Consider the following 12,455-nt stretch of genomic DNA (forward strand, 5'->3'; position numbering starts at 1 on the left):
CCGAAGGCGCCCGATCGCGGCTAAGCGGCGAAGACGGCCGATCATGAGTGGCGTAACCGGCGCAGCGTCCCCAGGAAACTTCGTATGTTTTCTGAAAAGCCGAGCCGGATCGTGTTGCGGACAAGCGCCAGCCGGCGGAATCGGGGACGTATCCGTCCGATGCTCGCCATCGCCGCTAGCCGCGAGAGTACCAGTCCCTTGCGCTTGGCCTGGAACGGCTGGATGAAGCGGATGACGTCAACGACGATCGGCTCGCTTGCCGCGTGCCCCGCAGCTTGTGCTCGTGTGAACAATGCTTCCCCGCGCTGTGTGCGGGTCAGGATCAGGCTGCGGCCCTTGGTCTCTTGGAACGAGGGATAGCCGCGTTCGTCGCAATGCCAGCCATCGGCAAACGTGATATCGGCGAACTCGCCTGTACCGTCGGGACAGATCTTGCAGCGGAACTGGAGGTGACGATTGAGGATCGTCCCCCAACTGGTGTTATAGTCCATGGCGAAACGGCGACCGTCGGTCAGGACGGCTGTCGCGTTGCCCGGCCAGCCGTCGCCGCGAAAGCGGAAGCTTTCAATCTCGGCGCCGTCTTCGACTCCCATCGCCGACAGGACCGCGTCGGTGCCGTGATGGCTCGGCACGCCGGCGCACATGAAGGCGAACAGGAACCGGACCTTCTCGTCCACGCGCGGATCGTGTCGTGACAGCATTCTGAGTCCGGCAACGTCGCACGGCTTGCCAACGAAGGCGAAGCGGGCAGGGCGATCGAGCAATTGGTCGATATTGGCAAGCGGCGATGACGGGGCGTAGCGCGATCCGGCGCTGGCGAAGACGTCGTCGCGTCCTGTGCTGATGCGGATCGCGTTGCGGATCGGCGAATGCTCCGAGACCGATGTCTGGAGGACATAGTCGATCTCTCCGATTTCCAACAGATATATGAGCATTGCGGAGAGGCCGCCGCCCGAAGATGCATTTCGCCGCAGGGCGGGATCGGTCGACCAGCCGAGCCGGGACGCGATGATCGGCCCCCATACGGGGTGATAGTTTGCATCGATCTCGTCGGGCGTGTGGACGATGTTGAGCCCGGGACATACCGCGTCGATGAGCGTGGCCTCGCGTTGGGGCAAAGGTCGCACGAGACGTGGGCGCCGGTAGCCGTCGATGCTGTCGTGCATCTCGATCGTACCCGCTGGCGCAAGCGCAGCACACAGCCCGCACCCTGCGCACAGCCCGGCGGCAGCGATCGCCTCGATGTCATGCGTCACGACAATGGCCATGTTGCAAACAGGTCCACAAGATAGGCGCGGTACCGGTCGAGCCGTGCCTGGGCTTCGATATTGGCGGTACGCGCGGCTTTCGTCAGTGCTGGAACATCGCCAAGCGCAACGTCCAGGAGCGCGATCAGTTCGTCCTGAGACTGGCTGGTGAGATCTCCGACCAAGGGATAGCCCAAGGAGCCGAACAGGCCCGAAAATTTGCGGCTATAGCCTAGTGGCAGGACGGCCGTATCGGACCCCAGCGCGGCTATGGTCGCGTGCATCCGGCTCCCGATCAACAGGTCTAGATTGGCAACGTAACTCTTGGCCGCGGAGGGACCGGCGAACCGAGGCGGCAAAACGACGTCCGGGTGCCGCGCCTTTAGTCCCTCGGCGACCGCGTAATCATCTTCATAGGTTTCGTCGCTCGCCAGGACATGTGGGACGAGATGTAGGGTCACGCGCGGATCGCGCGCGAGCCGTGCAAGGATCGCTTCGATCAGAGCCGGATAATCGACCGTCATCTTGATCCGATCGCCTTCGGAGATATCGCGCCGGAACAGGAGTGCCGATACGTTCACGCCGACGCGTATCGGCCCCTTTGCAAGGTCCCGCGCGGCCTTGTCGCTTGCCGGGACATAGGGCAACGCGAACGCGACGTCGGTGGTCAGCCGGCTGCGATCCGAGACGCCCATCTCCTTCAGTACTGCAAAGGATTTCCCGTCACGCGCGAATATCGTTTTTGCCTGCCGCATGACATGCCGCGCGCCGATCCGGCTCCGCATGGTCGCGAAGGGTCCGATCGTCTGCGGGCTCATTATCAGCGGACCGTGACGGGCGGCCGCGCGCTTCGAAGCCAGGATCAGCCCGTAGCGTTTCCAACCATAGATGTCCGAGAAACTGTCGCCCGCGCCGATGTCGAAGAACAGGTCGCACCGCGCCAGCGTCCGGTGCAGCGTCGAACCGGGCGTCGCCAGCGCCTTGTACCCGATATTGACGAAGTCGTTCTCGAAAGGAGTCTCGAACCGATAATCCATCCGTCCACGGGCGCCGATGATGTGGAATACCGGTCGGCGGCCCGTGCCGACGAGCGCATCCGCGATCAACCGGCAATTACCTACCGTGAGCGCGCCGACTCCCAGATTTTCGGACTCGAAACTATGCCAGAGCATACCGATGTGAAGCGGCGTTTCAGATTGCGGAGGAGTTGTCATGTAGAGCGCCCTTCAGGTGCTGGAACGAGATAGGCCGATCCGTCGTCAGGGCATCCGATCGCGTCGATCGAGGCACGTCGGCGCTGTTGTGCGTCGGCGGCATAAATTCGTGTCGCTGCCGCACCCAGTCCGAGCAGGAAGTAGAACCAGGGCTGCAACTTGCCGAAGAACATCACGCTGAAACCGGTAAGCACGAAGGCGACTATCATCATAGACCAGCCACGTCTAAATCGGATGTGTCGTCGACTAAGATCGCGTAGCGAGATTCGGTTGAACTGCCAAACGATTATAACAACCGCGAACGTTAGTAGCCCCCAGCCAACGAAGCCACTTAGCAACCCGGTATAAATCCAGAAATTGTCAATTGACACCTTCATCCAAGGCGCCCGTTCCCATAATTCTGGGATTAGCCCAAAAATGGGATGCGTACGAATATTTACCAACCCGAATTGCCAGATCAGCACTCGGTTGTAACTAGAGTTCTGGTTAAATGTCAGATAGTTTATTATCAGCCCAAAGGGGCCGCTTTTAGTAAACGTGTCGAGGGCAACGAAGGCGGTACTGGCGAGCAGGATTAGTACAGGGATCCGGTGCCGTATGCCGCGCGTCAGCATCTCGATTGTGATCATTAGGAATTGGGCAGTCATCGCAAGCAACGGAGCCGAGGACATCGTGATGAAAGTCCCGATTGCCGCCATCCCTAGTTTAAGCATTCTCGGCCATAACCGGGGCTCGGTGTAGTAGAACAGCCCGATGCCACTTGCGCAGAACAGACCGAACAGTATCGGGTTCTCGAAGAATGCTTGTGCGCGCCTGAACCCCATTCGGACGTCCGTGCCAGGCGCGTAGAAACCTGGCGAAATGCCGGTTAGTTGACTGGTATACTGAAGGATCGGCTTCTGGTGGGAGATCGCCTCGGGTATGCCTAGTATTACCGCGACTGTGATAATCAAAAATATGGGCCGCATTAGCGCATAGAGTTGATCGAGCGAGCGGATATACATGCGTGCGAGGAAATAGGCGCTCGTCGCTTCGAGCAGGAATTGCCCGGCCCGCTCCACCGCCTGACTGCCCGGAAAGTTGACGGTGATACACAGTATTGACCAGAGGCTGAAAGCCGCCATTACTATATCCGGCAGCGTCATTTGTCGGCGCTGGCGCAGGATCTGCCGTACGATCAATGGCGTCAGCGCTATCATCAGCGCGCGATAGGTCGTGATGAGTACGGGTCCGGCGAAAATCGCCAAAGTCTGCGGCAGCAGCATGACGAGAAGGAACGCCACAATCGGCTTCGGCAGACGCGCGGACCGGCGCTTCGCCTTAATTAGTAATGATCTGGTAAGCACCGTCATCGTGACCGCCTGCACGTGTCGAGCGCATGCGTTCCCTCGATCCGTTCAACCGTTGCTTCGGCCAGCAGCTTTGCGCCCAGTGGTGTCAGATGCCGGGCACCATGGCGATAGAAGAGCATGTTGGCAGGATCGCGTGCAGCCTTGCGGAAACGGTCGACGACCTGGACGACCGACACGGTGCGCTCGATGTCCGGCGGCATCAGCGAGAACGAGGATCCGAAAATCCTGTCGGGCGTACGATTGGGAATGTCGACGATCATCATCCGTGCGCCATCCGCCCGGACCTCCGCGTCGGCACGGCGCAGGATCGCGGCGGCCAGCGCGACCTGCCGGTTGCCGATGACGTACGTGTTCTGCTCGACTTCGCGATCGTCCGAGCCATCCGCACGCTTGCGCACGAACGCGAGCAGTTGCTTGGCCTTCCAGCCAATCTCCTCGCGAGCAAAATTGTAGAGGTGGCTGCGATCAGCGAGCAACCGATACGCGGCGTATCGCATCAGTCGGTCCTGGGTTGCGATGCCTGGCAGGAAAGTCGTCGTGTTTCCAACCAGCCGGCCGTCCCGAAGCTTGTAAAGCCCCGACCGGATATTGTCGTCATAATCGGTGACTTGCCACTGCATCAGCACGAGATCGGGCGCAAAAGGCCGTGCCGCGGCCTCATAGGTCCGCAGGTTTTCCGCAGTTCCGAGGCCCGATACCGCAAAGTTCAGGACCTCGACCGGGAAACCGCGTGCGCGGAGCCGGCGCTCGATTTGACGCGCGAACGTCAGGGGAAGGGGCAATTCATATCCGACGAAATAGGAATCGCCGAGCATCGCGATGCGGCACGTGCCAGCGGGCTTGGCGACGGCAAATTCCCGATCATCGCGCATGCCCTGACGGTTGATCCGTAGATCGATCTCAACGTCGGGCGTGGAATGATGATAGACTGCGCCCGGAATGTTGCCGCGCACACCGTAAGGCGTTCCGGTGACATAGCGTGGCATCAGCGACTGCGGCGCTGCAAGACGGAGGAATATCTCACCGAATACCAGCGTCCAGAGCAGTAACAGGATCGCCAGCGTCAGCCGTCGGATCGAACGGTCGAGGGACATTGCCGGCACTCTTTCAAAAATCAAAATAGATGAAGTCCTGACTGGCCGAAGCGGTCAGGGCGAGGACTGCGTAGAAGACGGCCAATATGGCGGTGTAGCGCAGCAGGAACGGTGCATGAGCCCAGGCGGCGCGGGTACGCGCCAGGCGCATCACTCCCTCGGCGAAGAAAAGGGGCAGGGCATAGAATGCCAGGCTGCGCCATGCCGCGCCCGCGCCGCCGTCGAAACGCAGGATGCCGAACACGACAGCATTGCCCTGGGCCATCGTTGCCGCGCGGAAATAGGCCCAACCGAGACAGATCAGCGGCATCAACACGAGCCAGCCCGCGATATTGGTGATCAACGCTCGGGCGCCGCCTCGGGCGTTCGCCGCCGCTAGGAGATCGTCGATATGCAGGATGCGATAGACGACCTGCATCGCACCATGCAGCGCACCCCAGAGGACGAATGTCCACGCTGCACCATGCCAGAGCCCGCCGAGTAGCATCGTCAGCATCAGGTTGCGGTACGTCATCAGCGTGCCCCGACGGTTGCCGCCCAGGCCGATGTAGAGATAATCGCGCAACCAACTCGACAGGCTGATGTGCCAGCGTCGCCAGAATTCGGAGGGCGTACGCGAGAAATAGGGAAGGTTGAAGTTGAGGAGCAACTCGAACCCCATGATCCGCGCAATCCCGCGGGCCATGTCGGTATAGCCGGAGAAGTCGCCGTAAATCTGGATTGTGAACGCGAGCAGCGCGACGGCGAGTTCGCCCGAGCTGTGTCGTGAAGGATCGGCAAATACTGGATTGGCCAGCAGTGCCAGATTGTCCGCCACCACGGTCTTTTTATAGAGTCCCCATAGAAACAAGGCCGCTCCCGACCGAAGCATGTCGGGGCGGATCGGCAAAACCGACCGGAACTGCGGCATCATATGGTGCGCACGCTCGATCGGGCCGGCGAGGATCTGTGGAAAGAACGACAGAAATGCCGCAAATTCCAGCAGGTCCGTCGAAGGCGTGATCTTGTCTCTATAGATGTCGATCGTCCGCCCGATCGACTGAAAGGTGTGGAACGAGATCCCCAATGGCAGGATGATGGCTAGTGTTACGAAGCCGAGGTCGACTCCGAACGGTGCCAGCGCGGATGACAGACTTTCGCCAAAGAAATTATAGTATTTGAAAAAACCGAGCACGCTGAGGTTGATGACGATCGACAGGATCGTCCAGCCTTTGCGGCGGCGATGCGCGTCTTGCATACGGTTGAACGTCCAGGTCGCCACAAGGAATATGAGCACCGCCGCGCCCGCTGGAGCCAGCAACAGGAATGGATCGCGCAAACCATGGACGGCAAAGGCCGTCAGCGCGATCGATGCTAGGAATCCGCTGGCCTGAACCACCTGAGAGCGTCGGACGTGCACGCCGCTCGCACCGAGCGCACTGACGTAATCCAGTGCGGTCGTGAATGCGAGCAAGGACAGGAAGCGGACGTCCCACCAGCCATAAAAGACATAGGCCGCGACGACGAGTAGTGCGTTCCGGATCCTTATATGGCGTCGTACGGCGAGGAACGCCGGGTAGAACACCATTATGAAGGCCGCGAAGGTCCAGGTGAAGAACAGCACCGCGCTAGGCGTCCTGTAGTCCGCACACATCCAACGCTGCGGCACCCAGGGGCGCGCATTCCAGCGTCGTCGTCGGCATACCCGCTGCACGTAACCGCATAGCCAGGACACGCAGCCCGTTTTGCTCCGCCGGCGTACTGTTGATCAGCTCGCGAAAGAACATGGTTCGCCACGGCGGGTGGCCTGCGAGTTGCTGCGTCAAGGCATCGATGCCGCCAGGCTGGGCCAGCATCTGCCGGAACTGCACCATGACCGTGGACAGACCACGTTTGCGTCGCGCGAGAGCATTGCCTTCGCGGGCAGCCATCGCGGTATCGCCATGCGACAACGCATGCCGGAACAGCCAAGTCGTGGTGCCGGTGTCCCGCCATCCAAGACCCGCGCTGAGTGTATAGAGTTGCTCGGCGACCTCCGGCTGGACGTCGATTTGCGCAACCGAACCCAGGACGCGCAGTGCAGCTTGGTTATAGGCCGAGCGAGTCAGCGCCATACGCGCATAGAATACTGCATCGTCAATTTTGCGGTTCGAGAGCGCCTGTTCGGCGGCGCGCCCTGCTGCACGGCCCGTCGAATACAGCATCAAGGCATCGACCGGCCGGCCGGCGCCTTCGAAGCTGCCCCCCCCGCCCATGCAGAGCGTGACATACGCCACGTAGAGCGCAGCAACGGTGCCTCCAACGCGAAACCCTGTAGTGATCATCACGCAGCGCCGACACTGGTTTCGGCGTTTGGCGCATTGTCACGATAGGCATAATATTCATCATAGCCGTAGCCGTAACCGGCGGTACGAATATCGAATTTGGTCAATAGCACGCCGGTCAGCGGCGCTCCGACGGCGGCAAGACGCCGCAATGCGCCCTTGACCTGCGCAGTACGCGTCTGGCCGGATTCGATCACGAACACGACGCCGTCCGCCGCATGGGCATAGAGCATGGCGTCGGCCAGGCCCATGACCGGCGGCGAGTCCAACACGATCACATCGTACACGGACAGAGCCGCGATCGCTCGAGCCAGTGCCTCGCCCGATAACAGTTCGACCGGGTTGGGTGGTATCGGCCCGGCGGTGATCAGGTCGAGGTTCGGCATGCCGTCGGCCTGAACGACCTGATCGACGTGCGCCTGTCCCGTAAGGAGATTGGAGAAGCCGACTTCGTTCGCCAGACCGAGCGACCGGTGAAGTGAGGGACGTCGCTGATCGCCGTCGATCAGTACGACGCTTCGCCCGGTCGAGGCGATACTGCGCGCCACGGCGATCGCACTCGTCGTCTTTCCCTCGCCTGGCTTGGTGCTCGTGAACAGCAGCACCTTGGGTATGCCGGCGGCGGTGGCGAACTCCAGTCCGGTACGCGCCGAGTGATACGCTTCCGCCAAAGAAGACTTGGCGTCGTTAAGCGCTGCGCTCACCGTCTCCCCCTTATCGACCAACGGAATGGTTCCGAGCAGCGGCAGGCCTAGCTTGTCGCTCATGTCGTGCGGTGCATGGATGACATCCCGGAACGCTTCTTTCAGCAACACCAGGATGATTGCGGCGGCGATGCTCAGAAAAAGCGCGATGGCGATCGTGCGGATCGGTCGCGGATAGACCGGTGTACGGGGCTCCTGCGCCTCATCGACGATGGAAATGTTGTTCAAGGTCATGCCGGCCGCAGCGCCGATTTCCCGCGAACGCTGCAACAGCGTATTGTGGAAGGTCCGGTTCGTCTCGACCTCGTTTTTCAGCACATTGTAACGGATGCGCTTGGCCTGATCAGTCAACGCCGTCCGCTGGGCATCTGCGACGTTGGTGATCAACGAGGCTTCCTGGCTGAGTGCAAGTTGATAGCTCTGTCGAATGGCCTCGCGGATGACCGAGACTTGTGCATCGATCGCGCGAGTCAGCCCTGCGACATTGGCCGCTGCCTGGCCGATCTGCGGATAGTCCGCGACGTATCTTTCGCGAAGCTGATCCAGCGAGGCGCGTTTCTCGGCACGCGTTCGGACCAAGCCTTGGACGGTCTCGTCCGCGAGCACTTCGGGCAGCGCCATGGGCGACGTCTGCTGTGCACGCCGCCATTTCTCTTCGGCCTGAATGCGCAAGCTGCGTGCCTGGGCATAGGCGCCGTTGAACGCGACGAGATTGGCAGCCGACAAGGACGGCGCGGAGGGAGCGCCATCGCCGCCACTCTGCGCTGTATCGATCACACCCGACTGGTTGGCGTAGGCGATCAGGTCCTGCTCCGACCGCTCGAGGCGCAGTCGCGATTCCGCGATCTGCTGCTTCAGGAATTCCCGTGCATAGTGCGAGGCGCCCATTCGCCCGTCGAGCGTCTCCTGGATGTAACTGTTTGCATACGTGTTCGCGACCCGGGCCGCGAGCTTGGCATCCGGACTCTGGAAACTGATATCCGCAACTCGCGAGCTGATCGGTAGCTCGATCGTCAAGTTCTGGAGAAGCAGGGCGATGATCGTTTCGCGGCGTTGTGCGACCACCATTGTGGCATCGCCTTGCGCGGAGCTCGTCCGAGCGCCCATCGCTGCCAGGAAGCCGTTGTCGCCCGCCAGTTTCAGATTGTCGACCACCCGACTGGCGAGCGAGCGACTCTTCAACACGCGCGACTGCGTTTCGAGAAAGCGCGAGGTGTCGGAGATCGCGGTTATCGGCTGAACGTCCGCGCCTTGCAGGATGGTCGAACTCTGCTGGTTGATCTGAAGGCTGGCCGTCGCTCGGTAGATCGGGGTCGACAGCAACGTCAGCGCTATCGCGATGACGATACCGACAGCCACCACCGCTCCGACGATCCAACGGTTGCGATGGATCGCCGATAGCAGGATTGGAATGCTGATCGCGGGAACGTCGTCGCCGCCGTCCTCGGGGGTCACGCGAGCCGGCCTAATATATGCTGCCGTGACCGAGTCGTTACCAAGCCGAAACGATCTGGTTGCGGACTCGTCATGTGCGACGGGCATATTCATCTTTGAAGTCATGCAAATCCCCGGGATGCGGTCAAAGTCGCGTAAACAGCGCGAGGACCGGACTTGCTTGCAGCACGTCCCTCCACGCCGCGCGGGCATTCGAAAGGCCGACGACTACCGTGTCGTTGGGAAGTATCTGCGGATTGGCGGCTTCGCCGCGCCGGATCGCGGCGACATCGAACTTGGCGCCCATCGCTGCACCATCAACGGTACGGAATATGGCGACCTCATGCAGCTTGGCGACCCGGTCGGGGCCGCGCGCCATTGCCAGCGCCGCGAGAAGATCGATCGGCTCGGTGATCGGATAGACGCCCGGCTGGTTGACCGACCCTTCGATGGTGATCGTCCGGCTGGGGCTCGATGCCAGCGCTATGACGACTTCGGGATGCTTGACGACCCTGTGCGCCAAGGCCGCAGCGACATCGCCCCGCAGCTCCTCCACGGTTTTGCCGGCGGCTTGCGTGATACCGACGAACGGAAGGGTCAGTGTCCCGGAACTGCCGATCTCGACATCGTTGAAAGAGAGGTCAGGCTCGTCGAACACGGTAATATTGATGTGATCGTACGGCTTTAACCGATACGCTGCGAGCATCGGTCGCGGGCCCGCCGGTGGCACGAGAGCATATGCGTCATGCCCTGCTGGCAAAGCCAAGGGCGTCGTGCATCCCGCCAGCGCGACAACCGTCCATCCTGGAATCCACGATCTACGCAAGTTGCGCGCTCCCAAAGTAGAAAAAATCGGTCAAAACCAAAGGTTGTGGCCAATCAAGAGGCTCGCGTGCCCGCGCGTCGTAGCGGCGTAAGCAAGGCGATCGACATATCTAAACGCGCAATCCTGGCCGCCATTGGTACGAACGGTGAGGGATCGGATTGCTCCGCCGAGACAATAAGAGGCTGATTATGGCTACCAGCTTACATCATGCGCAATTAGCCTAAATTGGCTATGCGCGCTGACCACCATCATGTTAAATGCGGAATTCATCGAGATTTCCCCATTGTTTGTTTATCAGGCGTTCGACTGATGTCCTCTTCAACCCCATCTTTGCACCAAGGTCGTCTTCAACTTTGATGATATTACCTTGCGATGCAGCAATTTCTCGTGACCTGCTTGTGAGGCCGTTGATGTTTGGGGGTTTGGATACTGTTCCTTCTCCGCAACCCGTATCGTCCCAAAATAACACTCGCTTCGGTGCGAAATTGCAGGGAAGTATATCGACACTATAGGAATTTAGGACCAAACGGCGATCCCGCTTCCGGAGCAGTTCGCAATCGGGAATTAGATCGGAACACCACCGAGAGGAGTATGCGAGGCCGATGGGAAACGCTGATATCAACGACGCCAAGACTGACGGCGCGCAATGGAATCTCACTGATGAAATTCTGCCGGCGCAGGACGCGCTGGTTTGGGCCGGCGGCCGTTATATCGTTGCGAGCTTTGTCGACGGTATTCGCGACGGCAAGAAATGGCAGGTTTTCATGGATGCCCGCACGGACGACCTGTTGCCCTGGCCTACCCACTGGATGTCGCTGCCCAAGCCACCTGAGTGCAGAGCCGGTGGCTGACCGACGCGCGTCAGAGGGCTAAAATCCGGCTGCGGAACTTCACGTATGAGCGCTGCCAATAATCCATTTTTCCAGGTCTTGGATCATATGCGATACGGTGAGACGGCGGAAAAGAGGCCTTCTCGTGACGTTACGTGCATCTTTTCATAGATGTGCCGGATATGCGTTCTGACAGTACCTATCGACGTTCCCTCGGTCGACGAAATCTGATCGGCCATCCGGCCGTCGAGCATCTTGAGAAGCACCCAGTGCTCCATTTTCGTCAAGCCGAACGCGATACTGAGATCGGTATAATTTAATTTGAAATCGGCGGTACTTCTGATCTGGAGGCCAACGAAATGTCGACTTTCGTTCCGGCTCACCAATCGCCCTTGAACCACGAAATGCCCCGTTGCCCTATCCGACAAAAGCAATGTCGATGGATTTGTCCCGCATTCCTGGACAAAATTGATAAGTTTGACTTGGTTGTCAGCAGGATTGATGGCGATTGATCCATTCAACATCATTATATCGCGATGAGCGTGTACAAGTGATATCATCGATCTGTTCGCCCATAGCAGGACCAGCGATCCGTCTACGATAGCGGAAGCGGTGGAGTCTCGCTCGAGCCATGCAAAGGACAGTTCCTCTATGCTTAGTTTGTTCTTCTCGTCCCTCGAAGGCATATGATGATGTCCAAATACCGTATTGGGCATGATAAATAACTGCCATTATACCAACGACCGTCTCTAGTTCTTGATCATGAACTGGGAAAATGCGTCCGATTAATCCACAGGTTATTGCTTACGAGCAATCAATACTAACTCGACGTTAATCATGTGACGCAAGGCAGAGCGAATGCTTCTGATTTGCGCGAAGGAGTATTCGTCAAATTAAATTCATTTATGTCGAATTATCTTCAAAATAGTCAACATAAATATTCGATTTCTTACATTTTTTGCTGATGTGCCCAGTAGAAAATAGTACTGCGACAAGCTCTAATTATAGAAATTGTGATCCAAGCCAATTTGAAGCGACTGCAATGGCTTACGTGTTTCGAAAGTATCGCACGAGGCGGTCATTCCTATGTTTTCATTGTATAATGTTCGGAATTCCAAACTTAGGTTACAAAATATAGTAGGGGTATGGAATCTGGTCGCAGAGTTATGCCAATAAGTAATTCGATGTTGTAAATCAGTACTTTGCAAAAAATCTTATATGCTGGTGAGATGCGAACTCGTATCGCAAGGGCCGTAATCAAAGACCTGATGGGCTCGCTTGCTACATCATAGCGAGAAGCGGGGTAGCTGATGGGCGCCTCGCCAACCTCAACCGTTGATCCGCGATTGTCGAGGAAACGCCTGAAGCAATTGGACTTCGGTGGTCACGCCCCGAGGCTAAATTGATCGGCAGGGTTGACCAAAAACCCGCTAATCTCAGCGCCGATGATC

10 protein-coding genes are annotated in these 12,455 nt (G+C 58.9%); 1 reads left to right on the forward strand and 9 read right to left on the reverse strand.

What is annotated here, in order from left to right; all coding sequences use genetic code 11:
* Positions 1-41: 41 nt before the first annotated feature.
* The 8 genes from SJY41_RS19690 to SJY41_RS19725 all read right to left on the reverse strand — a co-directional run bounded on the left by SJY41_RS19690 (position 42) and on the right by SJY41_RS19725 (position 10,054).
* Positions 42-1,256 carry a Coenzyme F420 hydrogenase/dehydrogenase, beta subunit C-terminal domain gene (locus SJY41_RS19690; protein WP_380783907.1) on the reverse strand — a complete coding sequence of 405 codons (1,215 nt, stop codon included), beginning with the start codon at positions 1,254-1,256 and terminating at the stop codon, positions 42-44.
* On the reverse strand, positions 1,253-2,461 hold the full coding sequence (locus tag SJY41_RS19695) for a polysaccharide pyruvyl transferase family protein (RefSeq protein WP_380783908.1): 1,209 nt from the start codon (positions 2,459-2,461) through the stop codon (positions 1,253-1,255). Before SJY41_RS19695 ends, SJY41_RS19690 begins: the two co-directional genes overlap by 4 nt.
* Positions 2,458-3,813, reverse strand: a complete 1,356-nt coding sequence (locus tag SJY41_RS19700; RefSeq protein WP_380783909.1) for an O-antigen ligase family protein — start codon at positions 3,811-3,813, stop codon at positions 2,458-2,460. Before SJY41_RS19700 ends, SJY41_RS19695 begins: the two co-directional genes overlap by 4 nt.
* A complete protein-coding gene (locus tag SJY41_RS19705; protein WP_380783910.1) occupies positions 3,810-4,907 on the reverse strand; it encodes an SGNH/GDSL hydrolase family protein in 1,098 nt (365 codons plus the stop codon). The genes SJY41_RS19700 and SJY41_RS19705 overlap by 4 nt, the downstream gene beginning before the upstream one ends.
* A gap of 13 nt (positions 4,908-4,920) precedes the next feature.
* Positions 4,921-6,510, reverse strand: coding sequence for an MBOAT family O-acyltransferase (locus SJY41_RS19710; RefSeq protein WP_380783911.1), 1,590 nt, complete (start codon positions 6,508-6,510; stop codon positions 4,921-4,923).
* 4 nt (positions 6,511-6,514) lie between these two features.
* Complete coding sequence (locus tag SJY41_RS19715; RefSeq protein ID WP_380783912.1) at positions 6,515-7,210, reverse strand: hypothetical protein; 696 nt, start codon at positions 7,208-7,210, stop codon at positions 6,515-6,517.
* Positions 7,210-9,369 carry a GumC family protein gene (locus SJY41_RS19720; RefSeq protein ID WP_380783913.1) on the reverse strand — a complete coding sequence of 720 codons (2,160 nt, stop codon included), beginning with the start codon at positions 9,367-9,369 and terminating at the stop codon, positions 7,210-7,212. The genes SJY41_RS19715 and SJY41_RS19720 overlap by 1 nt, the downstream gene beginning before the upstream one ends.
* Before the next feature lie 124 nt (positions 9,370-9,493).
* Entirely contained in the window at positions 9,494-10,054 is a 561-nt protein-coding gene (locus tag SJY41_RS19725; protein WP_380783915.1) for a polysaccharide biosynthesis/export family protein, read from the reverse strand.
* A 722-nt stretch (positions 10,055-10,776) separates the two neighbouring features.
* On the opposite strand from SJY41_RS19725, the gene SJY41_RS19730 reads away from it, so the two are divergent.
* Positions 10,777-11,025 carry a DUF551 domain-containing protein gene (locus SJY41_RS19730; RefSeq protein ID WP_380783917.1) on the forward strand — a complete coding sequence of 83 codons (249 nt, stop codon included), beginning with the start codon at positions 10,777-10,779 and terminating at the stop codon, positions 11,023-11,025.
* An 83-nt stretch (positions 11,026-11,108) separates the two neighbouring features.
* Here the strand turns inward: SJY41_RS19730 and SJY41_RS19735 are convergent, their stop codons facing one another.
* The gene (locus tag SJY41_RS19735; protein WP_380783918.1) at positions 11,109-11,720 is read right to left on the reverse strand and encodes a helix-turn-helix transcriptional regulator; all 612 of its coding nucleotides are present in this window, start codon (positions 11,718-11,720) and stop codon (positions 11,109-11,111) included.
* Positions 11,721-12,455 lie beyond the last annotated feature (735 nt).

Origin of the sequence: Sphingomonas sp. R86520 (assembly GCF_042466285.1) — a bacterium.
Classification (GTDB): Bacteria; Pseudomonadota; Alphaproteobacteria; order Sphingomonadales; family Sphingomonadaceae; genus Sphingomonas.

Excerpts from the sequence above, each read along its gene's own strand:
- SJY41_RS19715 (WP_380783912.1), bottom strand. The coding sequence starts at position 7,210 with ATGATCACTACAGGGTTTCGCGTTGGAGGCACCGTTGCTGCGCTCTAC.
- SJY41_RS19735 (WP_380783918.1), bottom strand. The coding sequence starts at position 11,720 with ATGCCCAATACGGTATTTGGACATCATCATATGCCTTCGAGGGACGAG.
- SJY41_RS19700 (WP_380783909.1), bottom strand. The coding sequence starts at position 3,813 with ATGACGGTGCTTACCAGATCATTACTAATTAAGGCGAAGCGCCGGTCC.
- SJY41_RS19705 (WP_380783910.1), bottom strand. The coding sequence starts at position 4,907 with ATGTCCCTCGACCGTTCGATCCGACGGCTGACGCTGGCGATCCTGTTA.
- SJY41_RS19695 (WP_380783908.1), bottom strand. The coding sequence starts at position 2,461 with ATGACAACTCCTCCGCAATCTGAAACGCCGCTTCACATCGGTATGCTC.
- SJY41_RS19725 (WP_380783915.1), bottom strand. The coding sequence starts at position 10,054 with ATGCTCGCAGCGTATCGGTTAAAGCCGTACGATCACATCAATATTACC.
- SJY41_RS19730 (WP_380783917.1), top strand. The coding sequence starts at position 10,777 with ATGGGAAACGCTGATATCAACGACGCCAAGACTGACGGCGCGCAATGG.